This is a genomic window from Halobaculum sp. CBA1158, from assembly GCF_021431925.1.
Classification (GTDB): domain Archaea; phylum Halobacteriota; class Halobacteria; order Halobacteriales; family Haloferacaceae; genus Halobaculum.
Genome location: NZ_CP090371.1, coordinates 593,312 through 614,994, shown reverse-complemented (window position 1 = coordinate 614,994; position 21,683 = coordinate 593,312). Strand labels below are relative to the sequence as shown.

The window sequence follows — 21,683 nt, the reverse complement described above, 5'->3', positions numbered from 1 at the left end:
CGCGCTCAGTCCGCGGTCGCGTCGGGCGTCAGTTCCGCGGGCGGTCCGCCGGCCAGTCGGTCGCGGTCGTGCGGCTCCGTGAAGTCGATGTCCGGCCCCGTGGGGACCAGCCGCTTGGGGTTCAGGCTCTCGTGGGAGCCGTAGTAGTGGCGCGTGATGTGGTCCATGTTCACGGTCTCCGCGACGCCCGGGGTCTGGTACAGGTCCTTCGTGTACGCCCAGAGGTGCTCGTACTCGTGGATCCCGCGGCGGTTGCACCGGAAGTGCGTGTGATAGACGTGATCGAACCGGACCAGCGTCGCGAACATCGCCACGTCGGCCTCGGTGAGGCGGTCGCCCGTCAGGTAGCGCCGGTCGGCCAGCAGGTCGTCGTACTCGTCGAGCGCCTCGAACAGGTCGTCGACGGCCTCGTCGTACGCCGCCTGCGAGTTCGCGAACCCGGCCCGGTACACCCCGTTGTTGATGCGCGGGTAGATGTCGGCGATGCGGTCGTCGACCGCCTCGCGGTGGCCATCGGGGTACAGGTCGACCCCGTTTCCGAGGCCGTCGAAGGCGGTGTCGAGCATCCGCATGATCTCCTCGCTCTCGTTGTTGACGATGGTCTCGCGCTCCGTGTCCCACAGCACGGGCACGGTCACGCGGCCGGTGTACTCGTCGTCGGCTCGCCGGTAGATCTCCCGGAGGTAGTCCGCGCCGTACAGCGGATCGGGCTGCTCCTCGGAGAACTCCCAGCCGTCGTCGTAGCGCTCGGGTTGCGTCAGCGACAGCGAGATCGCATCTTCCAGCCCCTTCAGCGAGCGCGTCAGGGCGACGCGGTGAGCCCACGGACACGCCCGGCAGATGTACACGTGATACCGACCCGGTTCGGCCGGGAACTCGGGGTTGTCCACCGGCTCGGCCCCCGGTTCGGGGACCGAGCCGTCGATCCACTCGCGGAAGCTCGTCTCGGTTCGCTCGAACTCGCCGGAGTCGCCGGTGTCGCGCCGGACGTCGGTGCGCCACTCGCCGTCGACGAGCATGTTCGTCGCGTCGCTCATGTGTCCGTACTGGGGCGGCGGCGGCTAAAGCCGTGTGGCTCCCGTGCGCTCGCGTGCACGACCGCGTGGCCGATTGTTCCCACAAACAACAGATAAAATTATGTCTCGTCAATATAGACGGTATCGTATGGGACGGAGGTGCCAGAACTGCGAGTCGATGGTGACCGAACGCTACGCGCGGGTGTTCGCGCCCGACGGGTCCGCCGGACCGCGGGTGTGTCCCCGGTGTGAGGACCTCGTTCGCGACGGCGCGACCGTGCGGGAGGCGCGGGCCAATCGCGGGTAGCCGGTCGACGACGGGGACTCGCGGACGAGACGCACTCCCGGCCGACCCCCGTTTCCGGCGCGCGTCCCCTACCCGACGGTGCCGGCGCTGACGCGCGCGAACCCGCCTGCGGCCCGCTCGTAGCGTACGTCGGTACACCGCTCTCTGAGCGCCCGGTGTGCGGCGACGACGCGCTCGTCCTGGACGACCGCGGGCGACCGCGCCAGCGACGCGGCGGTACCGGGCGGCGATCCGGCGCGAACGAACAGCCGGAACAGGGGGTTCAGCGCTCGCCACCCCGGTCGGGTCGTGCGCGCCAGATCCAACAGCGCGATCCGGCCGCCGGGACCGACGAGGTCCGCCCACGCGCGCACCGCCGCCGCGGGATCGGGGAGCATCCCCGAGACGAACGCGCCACAGCAGGCGTCGACCGCGCCCGGTCGGACGGGCGGGCGCGTCGCGTCGCCACGGACGAACGCGCCGGGGTCGCCGGCGGCGAAGGTATCGACGCCGCCGTCGCCGTCGCCGCCACGGTCTCTCTCGCTCGGTTCGTCGACTCGTGTGCGACCGCGCTCGCGAGCGACCCGGAGGACGCCCGGCGACAGATCCACGCCCACGTATCGGCCGTCGTCTCCGAGCCGCGCCTCCAGATAGGGCCGGTTCGCGCCGGTTCCGCAGCCGAACTCGACGACCGTCGCGTCCGACGGCGGCGCGAGCGCATCCGCGAGTCGTCGTCGAAGGCGATCCACGCCCGGCCCGTGTCTGGCGAGCGCGTCGTACCCCCGGGCGATCCGCGTGTAGAAGTCGGCGGCCGTCGCCGAGCGCGACCCGTCGTTCCCGCCCTCCGACCGGGACCCGTCGTCTCCGCCCCCCGACCGGGACCCGTCGTCTCCGCCCCCCGACCGGGACCCGTCGTCTCCGCCCCCCGACCGGGACCCGTCGTCTCCGCCCCCCGATGGGAACCCCCGTTCGGCCACGCTCACACCAACTCTCGAACGACCCGGGCGACCGTCGGCGCGTCCGGACCGAGCACGTACAACACCGGCTCGACGCCGACGCCGCCGGTCTGATAGACGGCGAGGACGCCGTCGTCGAGGTCTGGGTCGGCCGCCTCCAGGGCCGCCCGGACGGGGTCGTCGACCGCGCCGGCGTCGGTCTCGTCGCCGTCGCGGGGGCGGAACTCGACGCTCTCGACGCCGGCGTCGGAAAGCGCCTCTAGGAGGGCCGGGTCGTACCGGACGTTCACGGCCGCGCGGGCGTCGAGACCGGCGTCACGGGCCGACAGGAGCACGCCGGCGACGTGCTCGCTCACGCCGAACTCGGGGTCCGACGGCACCGTCGCCCGCCCCTTCACGTCGAAGATCCGACCGGGGACGGCCGCCACGTCGTCGATGTCGACGGCGTCGGGGACGCACTCGGCGAGGTTCGACCCGACGTTCGGGATGAGCGCCGCGAACCCGGACGTCGAGGTGAGGGTGCGCAGTCCCCGCCGCAGCGACGAGAGCGTCCGTTCGCGGTCGCGCAGGCCGCTGTCGGGGTCGTGGACGGCGAAGTCGTACTCCGCGGCCGCGAGTTCGGGCATCGCCGCCTCGTGGAGATCCGCGAGCAGGTCGCCCGCCTCCAGTCGGCGGATCAGCACCTCCAACTCGACCAGCGCCGCGACGCGGCTCAGGTCGCCGGAGGCCAGTCCCCCGGCGACGCGCTCGACGGCCTCCTGCACGCGCCCGTCGTCGGCGACCCGGTCGTTCGTCGCCACGTCGCCGTGGGCGTACTTCGACACCGCCGACTGGCTGATGCCGAGGGCGTCGGCGACCTCCCGCTGCGTCAGGTCGCGCTCGCGCAGTTCCTCCGCCAGCATCGACCGCACGGTCGGGAGGAACTCGTCGACGACGATCTCCTCGATGAACCTCACGGTTCGTCACCCCCGGCGTCTGCCGGGCCGTCCCCCGTGCGGTCGTCCGCGCCCTTCCTCGTGCCGTCGACCGTCCCGTCACCTCGCCCCGCCGCGAACTCGGGATCGTCGCCGATGCGGGACGCCTGCGGTCCGGACTGGCCCTGGTACTTCGAGCCCCGCTCGGCCCCGTACGGCCGATCGGCGGGCGTCCGCAGTTCGGTGAAGGTGAGCTGCGAGATGCGCATCCCCGGCGAGAGCGCGACGGGGGCGTTCCCCAGGTTCGACAGCTCGAGCGTGATCTGGCCCTCGTACCCGGGGTCGCAGAGTCCGGCAGTATTCGAGAGGAACACTCCTCCTCGTCCGCCGATGAAGTTCTCGATAGTTCGACCGTTCGGCTGCACCTCGAGGTCATACGTCGGCTCGATACGCTCGGTCTCTTCGACGGATTCCACCCGCTCAAACTGGATGCCGTCGTCGAGGATCTGGGTCAGTCGGGTTGGTTCCACCCCGTGCTCCCGGTACAGGTCTCTCAGGCGACGGAGCGTTTCTCGCTTTGTCGAGTTCCACTCCTCGTTTTCCACGTTCGAGATGCTGCTTTTCGATGCGTATCCGGCCGCCTCAGCCGCCTCCTGCATGGTGAGTTCGGCCCGCTCGCGGTACTGTCTCAGCAACTCGCTCGGAGTCGGGACGTACTGGCCTCGCTTGTGGCTCGTGTTGCTGAAGTCGACTGCCCACTCCTCACTCCGGTTCCACACGTCGCTCATCTCTATGTAGTTCTCGCGCTCCCGATGATAGACCGCGTTCGAGAGGCCCAAGCGCGCCCCGAGGAACATTGCCCTGTCGGCGAGCGACTCGTTGGCAGTATACAGCGTCTCTCGATCCTCCCGTCTGTGTCCGTCCCCGTCGATAAGCCCCTCGTACAGCGCTTCGAGCGCCTCGTTCGACCAGTTCCATGCTCGCTCCGGGATGTTCTTGTCATCCCCCGCTCCGGCGAGTTCGTCGAACACCTTCGACCACAGCGCGGAGCAGATAGTGAGAACCGTCACCCCATTCTCGCGCTCGCTCCACGAACAGCCCGCGCCACTCTGCTCGAAGAACGCCGCGAACCGCTCCAGATATTTTGTCTCACGGTTACTCACGGCGAGTTGCTTCCGTCGACGGGTTCCTTCCGCAATGTAGAACCCGAGCGCCCATGCCAGTTCCTCGGTCACCTCGATCGATCTGGAAAGTCTGAGGTCACTCTGCTTGAACGCGAACTCCGCCTCTTTCGGGATCGTAGACGCCCGTGTGGCCGCCATCGGGGCGCTGTCTCGGCGTTCGTAGTGACGACGCGACCCCTCGGGTGTTCTCTCCCAGTCGATTTCGCCGACCCCGTCAGCGGCGTACACCGTGATGTCGTCGTCTTCCGTCCCGAGGAGCTCGAGCAGATCGAGTTCCGATTCAGCCACGGACGGCTCGGGGAGGGTTCGAGGCACCATCACCAACTCTCCCTCCGCGTCCTGACTTTCGATCCGTGTAACTCCCCCGCGCTCGTCGAGCGTGAACAGGTTGTGGTCCCTCGTGATCGAGACCGTTCGTCCTGATTCGAGCGTCACGCGATAGATCCGTTTCGTCGGATTCCGGATATAATCGGAGACACGGTGCGTTCGAACGCGCAGCGTCTTCGGATCGAAGGCTACTGCCCGCGCGGATCGTTCCTCTTCGACGATCTCACCGATCTCGTAGAATCCGAACCCGTCCTCTGGTGTCCACAGGAAGACCTCCTCGTCGTACGGGAGCGACGCGTGGACCACGATCGCCAGCCGCCCCAGCGAGGAGCGCCCCTCGACGTGCGCGACGAGGTCGTCGGGGATGGCGACCGTCTCCTTGGTCGTCCCGAGCACGAAATCGCCCGGATGGAGGATGAAGTCGTCGCCCTCCGGGACGTGCGTCTCCTCGACGTACTCGTCGACCTCTCGGGCGTCGGTCGGGTGGATGCAAGGGATGTTCGTCCGCCGGAACTCCAGGAACTCCGATCCCAGTCGGAGGTCGACGCTCGCGGGCTGGACCTGCGTGTCCACGTCGTCGAGCGGGTCGACGACGAGGTCGCCGTCCCGGAGCCGCGCGAGGATGTCGGTGTCCGAGAGTATCATTACCGGAGAGGCGACCGCCGCGGGCGTAAAGCTCCCGCATCGGGGGCGCGTCGCTCCCGTCTGTCCCCGTTCGTCCCCGTCAGCGATCGGGATCCCGCGCGTCTTCGGTGCGATCGCTGATGTCGCGGACGACTGCGGTGAACCGCGGTTCGCCGTCGACGGTAGTCTCGCCGAAGGAGATCCCCAGCCGCACCTCGTGGCCGTCTCTGTGGAGTCCCGGGAGTTCGACCCAGTCCCAGTCCACCCCTTTAGCGCCCGTCTGGAGGTACCGAGCGAGCCCTTCCCGGTGAGGTTCGCGGAGCCGATCGGGGACGATCCGCTCCAGCGAGTCGCCGACGAGTTCCTCGGGCGCGTACCCCAGGATGTCCTCGACGGCGTCGTTGGCGTACCGGACGGTGCTCTCGTCGTCTATCGTCACGATCGCGTGGGTCGTGTTGTCGGTCAGCGCGCGGAACCGCGCCCGCGTCCGCTCGAGCTCCGCCGTGCGTTCGGTGCGTTCGCGGTTCCGGTGTGCCCTGTGAACGAGCTCGGCGATGTCGCTTGCGAACTCCACCTCGTCGTCGGTCCACCGGCGGGGGCCGCCGACGTGTTCGTGACAGACTACGCCGAGCACGTCACCCCCGGACCGGATCGTCGCGTCCAGCAGCGATCCGACGTCGTGTTCGACGAGGTAGTCCTCGAGTCCCGCCGTCCGGGGGTCCTCGAGGGGATCGTCGGCGACGATCGATCGGCTGGATTCGAGCGCCTCGAGGTACGCGGGGTACTCCCCGGCCTCGAGCGTCATCCCGCTCTGGTGGGTGCCGGAGGACCGGTCGAAGTCCTCCACGCACCGGAGCGTGTCGTGGCCGTCGTCGAACAGCCAGACGTTGACTCGGGGGACCTCGAGGACCGCGGCGGCGGTCTCGGCGATCCGTTCGAGCGCCGCCTCGAAGTCGCCGCCGGTCACGGCGTCGTCGGTCGTCAGTTCCAGCAGCGCGTCCCCCTGCCGATTCTGCCGCTCGCGACGACGCTGGCGTTCGAGGTGAGCCCGGTACTGTTCGACCGCGTTCGCGAGTCGATTCGCGAGGACCGTGTACTGGCTGGTGCTCGACTGCTTCCGGAGGTAATCGGTCGCGCCGGCCGAGATGGCCTCGCTGGCGACCTCCTCGCTCCCCTTGCCGGTGAACAGGATGAACGGGAGATCGGGATACTCCTCACGAACGGCCTCGAGGAACTCGATCCCGTCTCGCCCCGGCATGTCGTAGTCGGAGACGACGCAGTCGACGTCGCCGTCGGCGAGCGCGTCGAGTCCCGCCTCGGCGCTCGTCGCGGTCTCGACGGCGATCCGGTCGTCCTCCCGCTCGAGGAACTCCGCGGTCAGCTCGGCGAACGCCGACTCGTCGTCGACGTGCAGAACGGAGATTCCCCCTCCCTCGCTCATGCACCTCCCCGTTCCGAACTCCCTCTCTTAAGATCGGCGTCCCGATTTACAGGACAGATAACGAGGGGTCGCTGTCGCCGGTCTGGGTCCCGTCGGACCCTCGCGGTCGCGGTGAGACCGGTCTTCGATCCGTCACAACAGCTCGAAGAATAGGCCGACGACGGTGAGCGTCACGACGATCCCGGCCGCCTCCGCGAGCGTGTGGTCGCGCGCCTCGGCGAGCCCGTACGTCCGGATCACGCCGCCCCACACCGCGACGGCGACGGCCGCGAGCAGCCCCATCGCCTCCGTCCCCGCGAGCGCGGCCTCCAGGGCCGCGAGCGCGCCCTCGGGGTCGCCGGGCAGCGTCGTCGTCCGGAGCCGGTGGATCACGAACGCCCCGATCCCGACCAGTCGGACCAGGCTCGGGAGCATCGCCCACCCGACGACCGCCAGCGTGTCCCCGAACGGCCCGTCGCCGCCGGCGACCGCGCTCGCGGCGTGGAGGATTCCGGACTGCACGACCCAGAACAGGGGCACGAGGGCGACGGCGGCGGGCGGGAGCCACGACAGCTCCTCGGCGACGAGCGCGCCGAGGTTCCGCTCGACCGTCTCGGGCTCGCCGCACCCTGTCGGGGTGTCGTCGAACGCGGAGTTCTCGCAGAAGGCGTCGCCCGGATACGAGGGGTTGTCGACCGTGATCGACACGTCGAGGGCGGCGGCGAACTCGCCGAGGAACACCGCCAGCCCGCCGGCGGTGGCGACCGTCACGACGGCGACGGCCGCGACGGCGTGGGCCAGCGGCGGCGAGCCGTCGTGTGCGGCGAAGTAGCGACTCGGTCGGAGGAGGGGCGTGCGGGGACCGTCCATGTCCGGGCGCTGTCGCGGCGGCGACAAGTGCTTTTTCCTCGGCGTCGTCGCCGCGGCGACGGCCCCCGGCGGTCGCGACCCCGCCCGGGTCGCTCCCGAAGCGCTTTCCGCGGTCCCCGCCGACCGCGACGTATGAGCATGAAACAGGCCATCGTCGTCCGCACCGACCTCGGGATGGGGACGGGGAAGCTGGCCGCGCAGGTCGCGCACGCGTCGCTGTCGGCGTACGAGGACACCGGCGCGAAGGCGCGACGGGCCTGGAAGGGCGAGGGCCAGAAGAAGGTCGTCCTCAAGGCCGCGGGCGAGTCGCAGATCTTCGAGCTGGCCGACCGCGCCGAGCGCGAGGGGCTCCCGAACGCGGTCATCCGCGACGCCGGCCACACGCAACTCGACTCCGGAACCGTCACGACGCTCGCTGTGGGACCGGGCGAGGAGTCGATCGTCGACAAGGTGACCGGCGACCTCTCGCTGTACTGATGCGGGAGGCCCACCCCCGCGAGCGCGCCACCGGCGTCGACTTCTACGTCAGCGACGCCGACGGGATCGGCGGCCGCCTCCGCGTCGCGCCCGAGGACTTCCGGGTCCGCGAGCGCGAGCGCATGGACCCCGAGCCGCTCGATTCGGACCGGGGCTCGTACCCCCATCTCCTCCTGCGGGCCACCCTGCGCCGCTGGGACACCAACGACTTCGCGAGCGCGCTGTCGGACGCGATGGGTGCGAGTCGCGAGCGCGTCTCGTGGGCCGGCACCAAGGACAAACACGCCGTCACGACCCAACTGTTCACGGTCCGCGACGCCGACCCCGAGGCGATCCCGGACCTCGACGGCGCGGACGTCGAGGTGCTCGGCAGGACGGGCCGCGCGCTCGAGTTCGGCGACCTGGCCGGCAACGAGTTCGCGATCCGGGTGCGCGAAACAGAGGGGGACCCGGCACCGATCACCCGCGACCTCCGGTCGTTCGCCGACGCCGACGCGACCGAGCCGGCCGGCTCTGCGGACGACGACAGCGACGACGGCGACGACACGGACGACGACCGCGCGGGCGACGCCGCCGGCGACGCCGACCCCGTCGCCTGCGCGGTTCCGAACTGGTTCGGCCACCAGCGCTTCGGGAGCCATCGACCGATCACCCACGAGGTCGGGCTCGCGGCCGTCCGCGGCGACTGGCGCGGCGCTGTGCTGGCGTACTGCGGGAACCCCTACGACACCGAGCCCGAGGACTCCCAACGTGCCCGCGAGGTGGTGGAAGACCAGGCCGACGGCGACGACCCGAACTGGTCGGTCGCCCTCGACGCGATGCCGGGCCGCCTGCGCTACGAGCGCTCGATGCTTCACCGACTCGAGGAGGGAGCCGACTGGCGCGATGCGCTGGAGGCCGTGCCGTCGAACCTCCAGCGGCTGTTCGTCAACGCCGCGCAGTCGTACGTGTTCAACCGGATCCTCTCCGAGCGCCTCCGTCGCGGCCTCCCGTTCACCCGTCCGGTCGAGGGCGACGTGGTCGCGTTCCTCGAGCGCGACACGGCGTTCCCGAAGCCCGACATGGACCGCCTCCAGCGTGCGACCGAGGGCCGCGTCGACACGCTCGCGCGCCATTGCGAGCGCGGACGGGCGTTCGTCACCGCGCCGCTCGTGGGAACCGAGACGGAACTCGGGGAGGGCGAGCCGGGCGAGATCGAACGCGAGGTCCTGCGGGAGCTGGATGTCGAACCGGGCGACTTCGAACTGCCCGGCGAGTTCGCCTCCAGCGGCACCCGCCGGGCCGTGGTGCTCCCGACCGATCTGACGGTCTCCGAGGAGGAGGGTGACCCCGTGTTCGAGTTCGCGCTGCCGTCGGGCTCGTACGCGACGGCGTTGCTGCGGGAGTATCTGAAGTGTGATCCGGAGCGGCTGTAACGCTCCGGCGACGCGGACCGCCGGATCGGCGGGCCTCGACCGGACGTCTCTCCCGTTCGCCGTTCGCGAGCCGGAATCGCTCCGCGCTCCGCGACCCCGTTCCGATCCGCGTGTGTCTGTTGAAGGGTTTAGATACCGGCCACCGCAATGACACAGCGAGGCGTCCCCTTAGTGAGCACCCCAGACACCGAATCGACCGACACGACGGCACAGAAGCCGACGCGAAACGTCCTCGAGTCGCTGATCGAGAGCGGCGTCCACGAGATGAACCGCGAGCGGTTCGGGCTGTTGCTCTCGGGACTCTCCGCGGGGCTCGACATCGGGTTCGGCCCGCTGCTGATGGGGGTGGTACTCACGCTCTCCCCGGGTGGATTCGGCGACCTCACGACGGAACTGCTGGTGGCGAGCGTCTACTCAGTCGGCTTCATGCTCGTCATTCTGGGCCGGTCGGAACTGTTCACCGAACACACCACGTTGGCGGTGATCCCCGTCCTCGACGGGCAGGCGTCGGTTCGGCAGTTGCTCCGGCTGTGGGGACTGGTGTACCTCGGAAACATCGTCGGTGGATTGCTGTTCACGCTGCTGGCTGTCCAGTTGATGCCGGGCCTCGGCGTCGTCTCGCCGGAGGCGTTCGAGGCGATCGCGCTCAAACTGGTCTCTCACGACCTCCAGTGGCTCCTCATCGCCGGGGTCTTCGCGGGGTGGTTGATGGGGCTGCTGGCGTGGCTGATCACGGCGGCACAGGAGACGGTGAGTCGGCTGCTCATCATCCTGATCGTCACCGGGACGATCGGGATCCTCCATCTCCCCCACTCGATCGCGGGCAACGTGGAGGTGCTGTTCGGGCTGTTCACGTCGCCGATGATCTCTCCAGTCGACTACCTCGTGTTCCTCGTCCTGGCGACGGTCGGGAACGTTCTCGGTGGGGGGATCTTCGTCGCGCTGCTGAAGTACGGGCACGTCGTTCGCGGGGCCGACTGACGGAGCGAACCGAACGGGTCCGTCACGGTCGGGGAGGGCGACCGACTCAGCTGTTCTGCATCGACGCCGGCCGGGGACTCACGTACGGGAGCGCGGCCGTCAGGTGGTACGTCGCCTTCCGGAGCGATCCCCTCGCGTACTGCCGAGCGCTTCGGTGGATCGGGGTCCGTCTCCCCCGGAGGTCCGTGTCGCCGGCGCGGACCGCCTCCACGACCGTCGAGGCGTCGATCGCCGACGCGGGCGTCTCCGGATCGACGGACGGGAGCGTGATCTCCGTGTACGCCCGTCCGACGTGGCGGATGGAGTGGGCGTCGCTTGCACCGAGCATCGGGTGGTCGAGTCGGGCGGCGAACGTCCGCGCTCTGCGGTTTCGATACCCCGTGAACACCATCGAGTTGTACACCTCGATCCCGTCGCAGTCGCCGATGCGACGCTTGCGGACGCCGTGTCGACTGCGCTGGAACGGGTGGGGGACCACCGCGACTCCGCCGTCCTCGCGGATCCGCTCGACCGTCTCGTCGAACGGCCGTCCGCGCGGCGGGCACTCCGTGACGCCGATCGCCAGCAGGTGGCCGACCGCGGTCGACACCTCGACCCCCGGCACCCCGACGAGGCCGTACTCGTCGGCGATCGCCGCCGCCCGAAGTGACTCCTCGATCGCGTCGTGGTCGGTCACGACGACGCCGTCGAGTCCGATGTCGGCCGCGTGTTCGAGCACGAGTTCGACGGGTTCGTGGCCGTCGTAGGAGCCCTCCGAGTGGACGTGCGGGTCGATCCGAACCACGGCGTCCCGGTCGCTCATTGGATCGCGTTCGTACTCAGGGAGAGAAAGGGTACTGATCCGCCGCGGTCGACTCCGACCGCCGAACGAACGGGCTTATCCACGCGCCGCGCCTCGTAGCGGTAATGAACTGTCGGCGGTGTGGCTCGCCCCTCAGGAGGCCCGGCGATTACTGTCTCTCCTGTGAGACCGCCAACTGCGAGAGCGTCGTGGTCGACTTCGGGACCGATCGCGCGACGCTGACGATGATCGGCTTCGAGCCCGAGCACCCCTCCGACGATTTCGACCCCGAGTCGCTGGTGCTCGGCGAGACGACGATCACGACGGTCCCCGACGACGGCGAGCGCACCGCGCAGGTCCAACTGCGCAACTTCGCCGGGCGCGTCGCCGACGAGGTGCGGCGCAAGCGCCCCGAGACGGTGTACGCCGCCGGCGAGCGCCCTCCCTTACGGGAGGCGCGCGCGCAACTCCACTACGAGTTCTACCGCGTCCCCGACGACGACCCCGTGGGGGCCGTGCTGGCGCGCCGGGGCGAGTCGGCCCTGGAGGTGGTCGACGCGCCCGCGGAGGCGAAGATCGGCGGGTCGCACTCGACGCTCATCGGCGAGCGCACGGGCATGAAGGCGATCCTCGCGGCCGCCGGGCACCCGAACGTCAAGAAGGTCATTCCGGGGCCCATCGACGCCGGCGGGTCGGGGTCGCGAACGGGCCTGCGGGCGAAGGTGACTCGCGCCGACGAACACGGCAACGTCCGACTCCTCCTGCGCGACGGCTCCAGCGTGCAGGAGAACCGCGTCGTCACGACGGCCGGGGACCGCGAGACGGGCGAACGGGTTCGCGCCGACCTCAACGAGGTGCTCGTCGACGCGGGGTTCGGGGAGAGGAACGACTAGCGCCGGGCGTCAGACCGCGCCCTGGTCGCCGGCGAGACCGTGGTCGTCACGCTCGCCGTGCGGGTCGGTGCGCTCGTACAGCGAGGTGAGCGTGAACGACACGTCGCGCTCGCGGCAGGTGTCGCGGTAGGTCGCCAGCGACTCCCTGTCGGGGAACTGGACGCGGAAGCTCCAGCCGGTGTGGTCGCCCTGCGCGCTCACCGGGCGAGCCCCTGTGTCGCCGAACACGTGATGGGTGGTCCGCTCGTGGGCCTCGCGGGCCAGCGTCGCCCGGTAGAACCGAAAGTCCGGGCCCTCGCCGAGCACGCGAACGTCGTCGACGGAGGCGTCGTTCGAGAGGGCGTCCTCGAAGCGCGTGAGGTCGTCGCCGCGGGCGAAGAACTCCAGGCGAGTTCGGTCGCCGTCGACCGTCCGCTCCAGGTCGGCCGTCACCTCCGGCGCGCTCGCGAGCGCGTCGCGGAGGACCGGCGTCGAGAGGTGAAATTCTGCGATGAGCATTCGGGGGTACCGTACCACCTAGCTGAAACCCACGAAAATAAACCTGTGCCCGGCGTGTGACCGCGGCCCGGCGGTCGTTCGATCGGTCGCTCCCACGGGGACGACACGCGACGGCAGCGCCGCATCGTCCCGGGACCGAACCGGGATCACCTCGGAGTCGCGCCGAGACCACGCCGAGTCGACTCCGAACGCGGGCGTAATTCGCGGGGTTTTTGACGCCGAGCGGCGAATCGGCTCGTATATGGCTGAACAGAGCAAGGCGCGAAAGGTCGGCAGCGCCGGCCGCTTCGGCGCGCGATACGGGCGTGTCTCCCGCAAGCGCGTCTCCGACATCGAAGAGGAGATGGAGTCGGCGACGGTCGACGGCGACTCGGTCAAGCGAATCGGTACCGGCGTGTGGGTCAACGAGGAGACCGGTGAGACGTTCACCGGCGGCGCGTACCGCCCGGAGACGCCCGGCGGTCGCTCCGTTCGACGCAGTATCGGCGAGGCGCTCGAGGACGAATCGGTCGACGGCGACGACAGCGACGAGGAGTAACTCCCGCCCCCCTCACAATGAGCTACAAGTGTTCCCGGTGTAAGCGCGATGTCGAACTCGACGAGTACGGCGGCGTGCGGTGTCCCTACTGCGGGCACCGCGTGCTCCTCAAGGAGCGCGCACCCGACGTGAAGACGGTCGAAGTCAACTGACGCGGGCAGCGTGTCCGACGCGTACGACCACCGCGCCGTCCTCTCGTTTCCCTACCCCGACCAGCGACGCGCACGAACCGTCCACGAGGCGATCCGCGTCGAGGTCGGCGACATCGACGACGACCGATCGACCGCGCACGCGACCCGCGAGGGCGACGCCGTCGAGGTGACCGTCCGCGCCCGCGACCTCGTCGCACTCCGCGCGGGCGTGAACACCTGGACGCGACTCGTCGAGACGGCCGAGACGGTCGCGGCGGCGGCCGACTCGTAGCGTCGCCGACGGTCGCGCGCTCACCTTCGCATCGTTCTCGCAGCGTCATCGACGCTCGCGTCCCGCTCCCGTTCGTGGGCGGCTCGGCCCGAAGACCTCGCCGCCGTCCCTCCGCGGTCTCGTTCGCTCACTTCGCTCGCCCTCGCGTCTGTCTGTGGGCGGCTCGGCCCGAAGACCTCGCCGCCGTCCCTCCGCGGTCTCGTTCGCTCGCTTCGCTCGCTTCACTCGACCGCGCTCCCAATGACCGGGCTTTTCACCCCGAAGCCCGACTACCCGAATATGCAGGGTAGTCTGCCGCCGGAAGCCCAAGAGAAGATCGAGGAGCTACAGGACCTGCAGGAGCAGGCCCAGCAGCTCGCCGAACAGAAACAGTCCACGCAGTCGTCGCTGACGGAGGCGCAGGCCGCGCTGGACGCGATGGAAGACATCGACGAGGACGCGACGATGTACCGCGAGGTCGGCGAGATCCTCGTCGAGACCGACTACGACACCGCCTACGACGACCTCGACGAGAAGGTCGACACCCTGGAGATGCGCGCCGAGCGCTTCGACTCCCAGGAGGAGAAGGTCCAACAGCAGTTCGAGGAGCTCCAGGAGGAGCTTCAGCAGATGCTGCAGGGCGGCGCGGGCGGCGGTCCGGCGGGCATGGGCCCCGGTGGCCCCGGTGCCGGCGGCGCGTAAGCCGTGACCGACGACGCCCCCGATCCGACCGACGAGGAGGTCGTCCGCGCAGCCAGCGAGGCCGCCGAGGGGGTCGTTCTCGACCGGTACAAGCAGTCGAACCTCCGCGACTTCGACGTGACCGTCGCCTTCGAGGACGGCGTCCTCGACGTGGACGTGTACGTCAATCCGCCGGCGGACGCCGAGGCGGACGCCGACGCCGTGGCCGACGAGGCCGCGCGCGCGGCCCGCGACGCCGTCGACGGCCTGTTCGACGAGGCGTAACCCCCGTTCTCGCGTCTCGTCGCGACACCGGTTGCCGACCGACGAGAGCGTGCGCAACACTCATTTGGTATCACGTCACATGGTAACACATGTCGGTTCGCCGCCCGGGCGGAATGACCGCGCTGGACCGCTACCGCGAGCGACTGCGCGAGACGCCGACGTGTCTGGAGTGCGGGCACACCGACGAGGGGGGCGAGTGGGCGACGACGTTCCGCAGTCGCCGTCTCGTGTATCGCCACGTCTGCCCCCGATGCGGGGCGACCGATCGACGGGTGTTTCGACTCGACGGCACCGAGTGACCGAGCAACTGAGTGACCGAGCAACTGTGTGACCGACCAACTGTGTGACTGAGTGACCGGGCGAGCGGGTGGCGATCCCTCCGGCCCGACGGCCGATGTGCCGTGATAGTAAGGCTTAGGCTCCGGGCCAACCGTTCTCCGGCGTGCAATCGGTTGGTGGCTCTCCGTCGCGCGGCGTCCTGCTGATCACCGTCGACTCGCTGCGCGCGGACGCGCTCGGTCCCCACACGCCGACGCTCCGCGGGCTCGCCCGTCGCGGAACGGCCTTCGAGACGGCCATCGCCGGCGGCAACTGGACGCCGTTCTCGTTCCCGGACCTGTTGGGTGCACGACCCGTCTTCTCGGACGCGTCGACGCCCGGCCCGTCCGCCGACCCGACGCTGGCGGAGGCGCTGTCGACCGCGGGCGTCCGCACCGCCGGCGTCAACGCCGGCAACGGCTTTCTCACGCCGCATTACGGCTACGACCGCGGCTTCGACGAGTTCGAGTCGTTCCTCGACGGGGCGCGTACGCCGATCGGCCGCTTCCTCACCACCCACCCGACGGTCAACGGCTGGGTGCAGTACCTCGGCTGGCCCCTCGGCAACGCCGCCGCGAAGCTCCGCGGGCGCGAGCGCCGCCACGCCGTCGACACGTCTCACCTCCACGCGCTCGAACGCCGGGCGCTGGGCAGTATCGAGTCGTTCGCCGGCGACGACGGCGACCGCCCGTTCTTCCTGTGGATCCACTACATGGACGCGCACACGCCGTACGTCCCCGCGCCGCGGCACGTCAAGGCGGTCACCGACGGCGAGGTCGGCTCGCTGCAGACCCTGCTCGGTCACCTCCGCGCGGGGCTGGGCAAGGAGGTCGACGAGGAGACCCTCCGGACGCTTCGCGCGCTGTACGACGCGTCCGTCCGGCAGATCGACGAGTCGGTCTCGCGCGTGCTCGACGAACTGAAGGCGACGGGGATGCGCGAGGACACCACCGTGATCCTCGCGGGCGACCACGGCGAGGAGTTCCTCGATCACGGCCACCTCGCGCACTATCCGAAGCTGTACGACGAACTCGTCCGCGTGCCCTTCGTCGTCGACCACCCCGGCGCGCCCGCCCGTACCGAGGAGTCGGCGGTCCCGCTCCGGGACGTGCCCCCGACGGTCTGTGACGCCCTCGGGGTCGAGTCGCCGGCCGCCTTCGCCGGCGAGAGCCTCCTCCCGACGATCCGGGCCGAGGAGCGCCCCGACCGCGACCCGGTCACGTCGCTGGCGATCCGCGGCGAGTCCGTGACGAGTCAGCCGATCCCGCGCCGCCTCGGCGACGGCACCCCGTTGGTCGCCGCCCGCACCCGGCGATGGAGCTACGTTCGCGGGCCGGACGGCGCGGTCGAGCTGTTCGACCGTACGGCCGATCCCGGCGAATCCGACGACGCCGGACGCGAGGCGGTCCCCGAGGAGGCGTTCGCGGCGCTCGAACGCGCGGCCGACGACCGACTCGCGCTACTCTACGACGCCGGCGAGGACGCCGGCGACGGCGGTCGTGCCGGCGGTGCGGACGGCGACGGCGACGGCGACGGCGACGACGTGCCCGACGCGATCGGCAGGCGACTCGAAGCGCTCGGCTATCGCTGAGGGCCGGACGGTCGCTCGCGCTTCCGTTCGTCCCCCGTCGCCGTACCGACCGAGGCGGGAGCTGAGTCGCCGACGGCGCGACCTGTATTCACGCCGAGCGCTGCGAAGATATTTGTACCGGGGCGGCACACCCCCCGTATGGTCGAGGCGTTCGCGGTCGCCAGCGGGAAGGGTGGGACCGGCAAGACCACCACGACGCTGGCGCTCGGAATGGCGCTCGCCGAGCGACACGACGTGACCGTCGTGGACGCCGATACGGGCATGGCGAACCTGCTGTTTCACGCCGGTCTCGCCGACGCGCCCGTCACGCTTCAGGACCTCCTCGTCCCCGACCGGACCGGCCCCGGTGGGGTCGCCGTCGACGTGGCCGACGCCACCTACGAGCGCCACGGCATGTCGGTCGTCCCCTGCGGCACCAGCCTCGCGGCGTTCGAGCGCTCCGAGCCCGAGCGGCTGCGGGAGGTGGTCGCCGAACTCGCGGCCGAGGCGGACGTGCTCCTGCTGGACTCGCCGGCGACGCTGGCCTCGAAGTCGGCGGTCCTCCCCGTCGTGCTCGCCGACCGGACGGTCGTGGTAACCCAGCCGACGATCCCCGCGCTGTCGGACGCGCTGAAGGTGCAGGAGTACGCCGCCTCCTACGGCACCGGCGTCGCGGGGGTGCTGTTCAACCGGGTCCGCGGCGACCTCGGAGCCGTCGGCGACCAGGCGGAACGCTACTTCGAGGGGCCGACGCTGGGAGCCGTTCCGGACAGCGACGCCGCCCGCGCCGCCCGCGACGCGGGCGAGCCCCTGCTCGCGCACGCACCCCGCAGCGACGCCGCCCGGGCGTTCCGCGCCGCGGCCGACGGGATCGACCTCCGACCGCGGGCCGCCGGCGACGTGGCCGACCGCTTCCGCAGCGCCGTCGTCCCCGACCGCCCATGAGCGACGGGCCGGCGGGATCGGTCGCGCCGCCGGTGCTGACGGCGGCCGTCCCTCGCGGTCGACTCGTCCGCGCCCGGGTCGCCACCGATTTCGCCGACCCGCTGTCGGCCGCCCTCGCCGACGACCTCACGGGCTACCTCCGGATCGAGCCCGGCGAGACCCTGCTCGGCGGCGACGACGCCGCGGCCGCGATCACCCTCGATGCGGGCGTCCCGGTCCTGGCGTACGACGCCGGCGACGACGCCGGCGGCCCGGGGGCGCTGGCGGCGCTCGCCGGCGCGGAGCCGGTTCGCGTCGAGAGCCGGCGGCTTCCGGCGTCGGCTCTCGCCGGGCTCCACGATCACGACGACGACGACGCGCCCGCGGTCGAGCCGTTCCGCGTCGCCCCGGACGCCCCGGCGCGCGAGTTGGCCGACGACGACGCCCTCGCCGAGCGAACGATGGCGGCCGCGCCCGACGACCGGCCGACCGCCGTCGGCGACCACGACGCGCTCGCGGCGTTCCTCGCCGACGACGAGCGCGTGGAGGCGATCCGCACCGAGGCCAGAGCCGAGGCGAAGCGACGGGCCACCGAGTGGGGGCTGACCGACCACCTCGCCGACGAGTAGTCGGCGAACGCTCCGAGAGCAGGTCATCGGGGCCGGCGATCGGGGCAGCTACGTCGCTTCGATGTGTCTCCCGGGCCGTGACCGTCCTCCGACTGCTGTCGGCCACCCGGCCGGCCGACTTCGCCGAGTGGGTCCGTGCGGGCGTGGCGTACGCCGACCGCGTCGCCGACGGCATGGGATTCGAGCGCGTCGGCGTCGGCCCCGCCGACCGCGACCCGCTCGCGACGCCCCGCGAGACCGCCGCGACGATGCGCGCGAGCGGAGCCGAGGCCGCGGCGTCGACGCCGCCTGCGGTCGCGCGCGTCGTCGCGCGAACGCTCCTCGGCGACGCCGCGTTCGGCCCGCCGTTTCTCGCGTACACGCCCCGGTGGTACCGCCTCGCGCTGTCGCCCCCGGTCGCGCTGGCTCGCCGTCGGCTCCGCCGGGTCGCCGCGCCGTTCGCCCAGCGGGCGGCCGACGGCGACGACGGACCCGCCGACGGCGACGACGGACCTGCCGGCACCGGCGACCGCCTCGGCGAGCCGTCGTTCTCGCGCCCCGCGGACCTGCCGGTCGGCGAGGGGGCGGTTCGAGCCGTCCGCGACGCCGGCGGGCTGGCGGCGTTCGAGCGCTCGTTCCTGCTGGCGGACGCTGTGTTACACGTCGAGTGGTTCGCCGACGTCGCCCGCGCGGGCGGCGTCGTCGTCCCCGTCGACCTCGTCGAGCGGGCGATCCGGGAGTCGGCCGCGTACTACGTCGGCCGCCGCGAGCGACTGAGCCCGCGGATCCGCCGCTTCCAGCGCCACCTGTTCGCCGACGACGCGTGGGTGCGCGACGTGGACACCAGCTACCGACTGAACTCGGCGCTGTTCGGCGCGTGGGAACGGATCCTGCGGGAGGAACGACGGCGACTCGCGGACGACTGACACAGGACGGGAGAGGGGTGACGCGGGACGTGAGAGGAGGACGCCCGAGCGGTTCGATCCCGGCGACGTTCGACCGGGCAGCAGTCGGCGGTCAGCGAGCGTCGCCGCCGGTCGGAGACGGCGCGTCGCTGTCGGCGGAGCCGGAGCCGTCGTCGGCGTCGGCGTTGTGTCCCCGACCGAGCACGAGCGCGCCCGCGTGGGCCGCCAACAGCCCCGCGAGGAGCGCCGGCCGGTCGCTCGCGCCGCCGGCCGCGAGGAGGGGAAGGTACGTCAGCGGGAGCAACGCGGCGAGCCAGAAGCCCAGGGCGCGGCCGCCGCGGGCCGCGACGCCGACCCCGCGAGAGAGCGTCGCGACCGCCCGGTCGCGGAGACCGTCGGGCGCGACGTGGTCGGGGAGGGCTGGCGTCGAGGGAACGGAGGGAACCGATGGGGTTCGGTCGGTGGTGGACATGGTTCGGGCGTACCGGGTACCAGACGCGGCGACCCCGTATAAGGGGCCGATCGTTGCCCCGGATTCGCTCGATTCAGGCGTCGTTCACGACCGTTTTCGCCGCTCGCCCGACACGGGGCGATACTTCACGACCGTTTTAAAATCGAGGAGATGTTTTATCGGGGCTGGAAAACGCGTTTCACGCCTTCCCCCCACCGATCCACCGTCGGTCGGCGAAACGGCTTTCGCCGGGCCGCCCGACGCCCGATCCATGCGAACGATCGAGGGCGACGCGGTCGCGATCACGGGCGCGAGTTCGGGAATCGGCGCGGCGACGGCGCGGGCGCTCGCGGAGTCCGGCGTCGACCTCGCGCTGGGAGCGCGACGCGAGGACCGACTGACCGACCTGGCCGAGGAACTCCGCGCGGACCACGGCGTCGAGGCGACGGCGATCCCGGTGGACGTGACCGACGCCGAGCGCGTGGAGTCGTTCGTCGCCTCGGCGGCCGAGCGGTTGGGCGGGCTCGACGGCGTCGTCGCCAACGCGGGGATCGGACTCGCGGGCGACGTGGAGTCGATGTCGGACGACGACTACCACGCGATGACCGACGTGAACGTCGACGGCGCGTTCTTCACCGCGCGGGCGGCGCTTCCGCACCTCCGCGAGTCGGGGGGAACGATCGTGTTCGTCGCCAGTTTCGCCGGCGAGTACCCTCGTCCCGGCAACCCGGTGTACGCCGCCAGTAAGTGGTGGGTCCGGGGGTTCGCCCACAGCCTGGAGGGCAGCGTCGGCGACGAGGGTGTCGCGGTCAGCGTCGTCAACCCCACGGAGGTCCGCACCGAGTTCGCAAGCGAGCAGGGCGAGTCCTTCGAGGAGCGCTTCGACGACGGGGAGGCGACCGACCCCGCGGCCATCGCCGACGGCATCCGGTTTTGCCTCTCACAGGAGGGCACAGACACCGTGAGCGAACTCGATCTCTACCGCCGAGACAAGTTCTCCGGGTTCTGACCGCCGCCGGCGAGCCCTCGGGGGCGATCGCTCGGCGTCGCGACCGGCGGTCGGATAGCGGGCGGATACTTATATATGTGTGTTACCAACTACCACATGGTATGTCCGTCGAGTGCGCGATCTGGCGAGCCTGCACCGGCGAGGAGGCGGTCGCCCGCGTGAGCGACGCGTCGCCGCCGCGGTCGTTCCGAAACCGCCCGGTCTGTTCGGCGTGTCTGGCGGTGCTGGAGTCCGATCCGACCGTCGACGCGGTGGTGAACGAACGGTTCACCGCGCGGCCGGCCTGACCGGGCGCTCCGATCCGGACGCCGGGTCGACACCGCCGAGTCCGTATCGACGGTCGAGTGTCGCGCGACGACGTGTCGTCCGCTGTATCCGGTTCTCACGAACGGTTCCGTCCGAAATTTATATACTGTCGTATCAGATTCATATCGGACCCGCCCATACTACGTTCGCATGCCCACCCCAAGCGTACCGTCGACGGGTGTATCGCCGCTGCAGGTGACGCAGTCGGAGGTGTTCTCACAGATCCAAAGCGACGTCCTGCTCAGTTCGTCGCTCTGGGCGAACATCGCGCTGGCGGGACTCTCGGCGCTGTTGTTCGTGTACATGGGCCGAAACGTCTCCTCCGGTCGGGCGAAACTGATCTGGGGTGCGACGCTCATGATCCCGCTGGTGTCGATCTCCAGTTACACGGGGCTCGTCTCCGGGCTGACGGTCGGACTGATCGAGATGCCAGCGGGGCACGCGCTCGCCGGCGAGGAGGTGTTGAGTCAGTGGGGCCGATACCTCACCTGGGCGCTGTCGACGCCCATGATCCTCCTCGCGCTGGGGCTGCTCGCCGACGTCGACCGTGGGAGCCTGTTCACCGTGATCGCCGCGGACGTCGGGATGTGCATCACCGGGCTGGCGGCCGCGCTGACCACGTCCTCGTACCTCATGCGGTGGGTGTTCTACGGGATCAGCTGCGCGTTCTTCGCCGTCGTGCTGTACGCCCTGTTGACCGAGTGGGCGGCGGCCGCGACCGCCGCGGGCACCGACGAGATATTCGACACTCTCCGGATCCTCACGGTGGTGTTGTGGCTCGGCTATCCGATCGTGTGGGCCCTCGGCGTCGAGGGGCTGGCGCTCGTGCAGTCGGTCGGGCTCACCTCGTGGGCGTACTCGGCGCTCGACATCGTCGCGAAGTACGTCTTCGCGTTCCTGCTGCTGCGGTGGGTCGCCGCCAACGAGCGCACGGTCGCCAACGCCGGCAGCGCCGGGGCGGCCGCGCCGGCCGACGACTGATCGGTCCCGTTCGGAGGACGTTCGTTCGCCGGGCGAACGAATCATCTTGTCAAACGTAGAGTT

At 70.6% G+C, this 21,683-nt stretch carries 26 protein-coding genes and 5 pseudogenes; 19 read left to right on the top strand and 12 right to left on the bottom strand.

The features are described from left to right. Nucleotides 1-5 precede the first annotated feature (5 nt). On the bottom strand, nucleotides 6-1,037 hold the full coding sequence (locus Hbl1158_RS03230) for a glutathione S-transferase family protein (RefSeq protein WP_303647432.1): 1,032 nt from the start codon (nucleotides 1,035-1,037) through the stop codon (nucleotides 6-8). 127 nt (nucleotides 1,038-1,164) lie between these two features. On the opposite strand from Hbl1158_RS03230, the gene Hbl1158_RS03225 reads away from it, so the two are divergent. After that, nucleotides 1,165-1,323: a hypothetical protein gene (locus Hbl1158_RS03225; protein WP_234298631.1), complete on the top strand. Its 159-nt coding sequence runs from the start codon at nucleotides 1,165-1,167 to the stop codon at nucleotides 1,321-1,323. 68 nt (nucleotides 1,324-1,391) lie between these two features. On the opposite strand, the gene Hbl1158_RS03220 is transcribed toward Hbl1158_RS03225, so the two are convergent. The 8 genes and pseudogenes from Hbl1158_RS03220 to Hbl1158_RS03185 all read right to left on the bottom strand — a co-directional run bounded on the left by Hbl1158_RS03220 (nucleotide 1,392) and on the right by Hbl1158_RS03185 (nucleotide 7,597). Then, nucleotides 1,392-2,285 carry a methyltransferase domain-containing protein gene (locus Hbl1158_RS03220; RefSeq protein ID WP_321169946.1) on the bottom strand — a complete coding sequence of 298 codons (894 nt, stop codon included), beginning with the start codon at nucleotides 2,283-2,285 and terminating at the stop codon, nucleotides 1,392-1,394. After that, nucleotides 2,282-3,214, bottom strand: a complete 933-nt coding sequence (locus Hbl1158_RS03215) for a thiamine-phosphate synthase family protein (protein ID WP_234298630.1) — start codon at nucleotides 3,212-3,214, stop codon at nucleotides 2,282-2,284. Before Hbl1158_RS03215 ends, Hbl1158_RS03220 begins: the two co-directional genes overlap by 4 nt. Continuing rightward, nucleotides 3,211-3,531: pseudogene (locus Hbl1158_RS03210) on the bottom strand (dCTP deaminase); the annotation flags it as partial. The gene Hbl1158_RS03215 and the pseudogene Hbl1158_RS03210, both read right to left, overlap by 4 nt. 39 nt (nucleotides 3,532-3,570) lie before the next feature. Continuing rightward, nucleotides 3,571-4,989, bottom strand: a pseudogene (locus tag Hbl1158_RS03205) (helix-turn-helix domain-containing protein); the annotation flags it as partial. After that, nucleotides 4,975-5,328, bottom strand: a pseudogene (dcd, locus tag Hbl1158_RS03200) (dCTP deaminase); the annotation flags it as partial. The pseudogenes Hbl1158_RS03205 and dcd, both read right to left, overlap by 15 nt. Before the next feature lie 79 nt (nucleotides 5,329-5,407). Continuing rightward, nucleotides 5,408-6,250, bottom strand: a pseudogene (locus Hbl1158_RS03195) (PAS domain S-box protein); the annotation flags it as partial. Nucleotides 6,251-6,352: 102 nt separating this feature from the next. Continuing rightward, nucleotides 6,353-6,748, bottom strand: a pseudogene (locus Hbl1158_RS03190) (response regulator); the annotation flags it as partial. 132 nt (nucleotides 6,749-6,880) lie between these two features. Then, nucleotides 6,881-7,597, bottom strand: a complete 717-nt coding sequence (locus tag Hbl1158_RS03185; protein ID WP_234298629.1) for a Yip1 family protein — start codon at nucleotides 7,595-7,597, stop codon at nucleotides 6,881-6,883. Between Hbl1158_RS03185 and Hbl1158_RS03180 the strand changes: the two genes are divergently transcribed. The 4 genes from Hbl1158_RS03180 (at nucleotide 7,596) to Hbl1158_RS03165 (ending at nucleotide 10,470) form a co-directional block, all read left to right on the top strand. Then, nucleotides 7,596-7,733, top strand: coding sequence for a hypothetical protein (locus Hbl1158_RS03180; protein ID WP_234298628.1), 138 nt, complete (start codon nucleotides 7,596-7,598; stop codon nucleotides 7,731-7,733). The genes Hbl1158_RS03185 and Hbl1158_RS03180 overlap by 2 nt on opposite strands. A gap of 2 nt (nucleotides 7,734-7,735) precedes the next feature. Continuing rightward, on the top strand, nucleotides 7,736-8,074 hold the full coding sequence (gene pth2 / locus Hbl1158_RS03175) for a peptidyl-tRNA hydrolase Pth2 (RefSeq protein ID WP_234299457.1): 339 nt from the start codon (nucleotides 7,736-7,738) through the stop codon (nucleotides 8,072-8,074). After that, entirely contained in the window at nucleotides 8,074-9,489 is a 1,416-nt protein-coding gene (gene truD / locus Hbl1158_RS03170; protein WP_234298627.1) for a tRNA pseudouridine(13) synthase TruD, read from the top strand. Before pth2 ends, truD begins: the two co-directional genes overlap by 1 nt. A gap of 147 nt (nucleotides 9,490-9,636) precedes the next feature. Beyond that, nucleotides 9,637-10,470 carry a formate/nitrite transporter family protein gene (locus Hbl1158_RS03165; protein ID WP_234298626.1) on the top strand — a complete coding sequence of 278 codons (834 nt, stop codon included), beginning with the start codon at nucleotides 9,637-9,639 and terminating at the stop codon, nucleotides 10,468-10,470. A 46-nt stretch (nucleotides 10,471-10,516) separates the two neighbouring features. Here Hbl1158_RS03165 and Hbl1158_RS03160 read toward each other — a convergent pair whose 3' ends face one another. Further along, a complete protein-coding gene (locus Hbl1158_RS03160) occupies nucleotides 10,517-11,272 on the bottom strand; it encodes a PHP domain-containing protein (protein WP_234298625.1) in 756 nt (251 codons plus the stop codon). A 104-nt stretch (nucleotides 11,273-11,376) separates the two neighbouring features. Here Hbl1158_RS03160 and Hbl1158_RS03155 point away from each other — a divergent pair, with 104 nt between their 5' ends. Beyond that, the gene (locus tag Hbl1158_RS03155) at nucleotides 11,377-12,144 is read left to right on the top strand and encodes a DUF2103 domain-containing protein (RefSeq protein ID WP_234298624.1); all 768 of its coding nucleotides are present in this window, start codon (nucleotides 11,377-11,379) and stop codon (nucleotides 12,142-12,144) included. 9 nt (nucleotides 12,145-12,153) lie between these two features. Here Hbl1158_RS03155 and Hbl1158_RS03150 read toward each other — a convergent pair whose 3' ends face one another. Next, on the bottom strand, nucleotides 12,154-12,642 hold the full coding sequence (locus Hbl1158_RS03150; RefSeq protein WP_234298623.1) for a bacterio-opsin activator domain-containing protein: 489 nt from the start codon (nucleotides 12,640-12,642) through the stop codon (nucleotides 12,154-12,156). A 241-nt stretch (nucleotides 12,643-12,883) separates the two neighbouring features. Here Hbl1158_RS03150 and Hbl1158_RS03145 point away from each other — a divergent pair, with 241 nt between their 5' ends. The 10 genes from Hbl1158_RS03145 to Hbl1158_RS03100 all read left to right on the top strand — a co-directional run bounded on the left by Hbl1158_RS03145 (nucleotide 12,884) and on the right by Hbl1158_RS03100 (nucleotide 18,894). Further along, on the top strand, nucleotides 12,884-13,180 hold the full coding sequence (locus tag Hbl1158_RS03145; RefSeq protein ID WP_234298622.1) for a 50S ribosomal protein L37ae: 297 nt from the start codon (nucleotides 12,884-12,886) through the stop codon (nucleotides 13,178-13,180). A 17-nt stretch (nucleotides 13,181-13,197) separates the two neighbouring features. Next, nucleotides 13,198-13,332 carry a DNA-directed RNA polymerase subunit P gene (locus Hbl1158_RS03140; RefSeq protein WP_234298621.1) on the top strand — a complete coding sequence of 45 codons (135 nt, stop codon included), beginning with the start codon at nucleotides 13,198-13,200 and terminating at the stop codon, nucleotides 13,330-13,332. 10 nt (nucleotides 13,333-13,342) lie between these two features. Then, a complete protein-coding gene (locus Hbl1158_RS03135; RefSeq protein ID WP_234298620.1) occupies nucleotides 13,343-13,603 on the top strand; it encodes a KEOPS complex subunit Pcc1 in 261 nt (86 codons plus the stop codon). A 291-nt stretch (nucleotides 13,604-13,894) separates the two neighbouring features. Beyond that, nucleotides 13,895-14,284: a prefoldin subunit beta gene (locus tag Hbl1158_RS03130; RefSeq protein ID WP_234299456.1), complete on the top strand. Its 390-nt coding sequence runs from the start codon at nucleotides 13,895-13,897 to the stop codon at nucleotides 14,282-14,284. A 3-nt stretch (nucleotides 14,285-14,287) separates the two neighbouring features. Beyond that, the gene (locus Hbl1158_RS03125; RefSeq protein ID WP_234298619.1) at nucleotides 14,288-14,548 is read left to right on the top strand and encodes a DUF3194 domain-containing protein; all 261 of its coding nucleotides are present in this window, start codon (nucleotides 14,288-14,290) and stop codon (nucleotides 14,546-14,548) included. 89 nt (nucleotides 14,549-14,637) lie between these two features. Beyond that, complete coding sequence (locus tag Hbl1158_RS03120; RefSeq protein WP_234298618.1) at nucleotides 14,638-14,847, top strand: HVO_0649 family zinc finger protein; 210 nt, start codon at nucleotides 14,638-14,640, stop codon at nucleotides 14,845-14,847. A 143-nt stretch (nucleotides 14,848-14,990) separates the two neighbouring features. After that, nucleotides 14,991-16,457, top strand: coding sequence for a sulfatase-like hydrolase/transferase (locus Hbl1158_RS03115; RefSeq protein WP_234298617.1), 1,467 nt, complete (start codon nucleotides 14,991-14,993; stop codon nucleotides 16,455-16,457). Nucleotides 16,458-16,595: 138 nt separating this feature from the next. Beyond that, nucleotides 16,596-17,381 carry a P-loop NTPase gene (locus tag Hbl1158_RS03110; protein ID WP_234298616.1) on the top strand — a complete coding sequence of 262 codons (786 nt, stop codon included), beginning with the start codon at nucleotides 16,596-16,598 and terminating at the stop codon, nucleotides 17,379-17,381. Continuing rightward, the gene (locus Hbl1158_RS03105) at nucleotides 17,378-17,989 is read left to right on the top strand and encodes a hypothetical protein (RefSeq protein ID WP_234298615.1); all 612 of its coding nucleotides are present in this window, start codon (nucleotides 17,378-17,380) and stop codon (nucleotides 17,987-17,989) included. The genes Hbl1158_RS03110 and Hbl1158_RS03105 overlap by 4 nt, the downstream gene beginning before the upstream one ends. Nucleotides 17,990-18,066: 77 nt before the next feature. Then, nucleotides 18,067-18,894 (top strand): hypothetical protein, encoded by an 828-nt coding sequence (locus Hbl1158_RS03100; protein WP_234298614.1) that lies wholly within the window; start codon nucleotides 18,067-18,069, stop codon nucleotides 18,892-18,894. Nucleotides 18,895-18,985: 91 nt separating this feature from the next. Here the strand turns inward: Hbl1158_RS03100 and Hbl1158_RS03095 are convergent, their stop codons facing one another. Continuing rightward, nucleotides 18,986-19,345 (bottom strand): hypothetical protein, encoded by a 360-nt coding sequence (locus Hbl1158_RS03095; RefSeq protein WP_234298613.1) that lies wholly within the window; start codon nucleotides 19,343-19,345, stop codon nucleotides 18,986-18,988. Nucleotides 19,346-19,595: 250 nt separating this feature from the next. Here Hbl1158_RS03095 and Hbl1158_RS03090 point away from each other — a divergent pair, with 250 nt between their 5' ends. The 3 genes from Hbl1158_RS03090 (at nucleotide 19,596) to Hbl1158_RS03080 (ending at nucleotide 21,620) form a co-directional block, all read left to right on the top strand. Next, nucleotides 19,596-20,333: an SDR family oxidoreductase gene (locus Hbl1158_RS03090; protein ID WP_234298612.1), complete on the top strand. Its 738-nt coding sequence runs from the start codon at nucleotides 19,596-19,598 to the stop codon at nucleotides 20,331-20,333. A 101-nt stretch (nucleotides 20,334-20,434) separates the two neighbouring features. Further along, nucleotides 20,435-20,620 (top strand): hypothetical protein, encoded by a 186-nt coding sequence (locus Hbl1158_RS03085; RefSeq protein ID WP_234298611.1) that lies wholly within the window; start codon nucleotides 20,435-20,437, stop codon nucleotides 20,618-20,620. A gap of 169 nt (nucleotides 20,621-20,789) precedes the next feature. Further along, on the top strand, nucleotides 20,790-21,620 hold the full coding sequence (locus Hbl1158_RS03080; RefSeq protein ID WP_234298610.1) for a bacteriorhodopsin: 831 nt from the start codon (nucleotides 20,790-20,792) through the stop codon (nucleotides 21,618-21,620). Nucleotides 21,621-21,683: the final 63 nt, after the last annotated feature.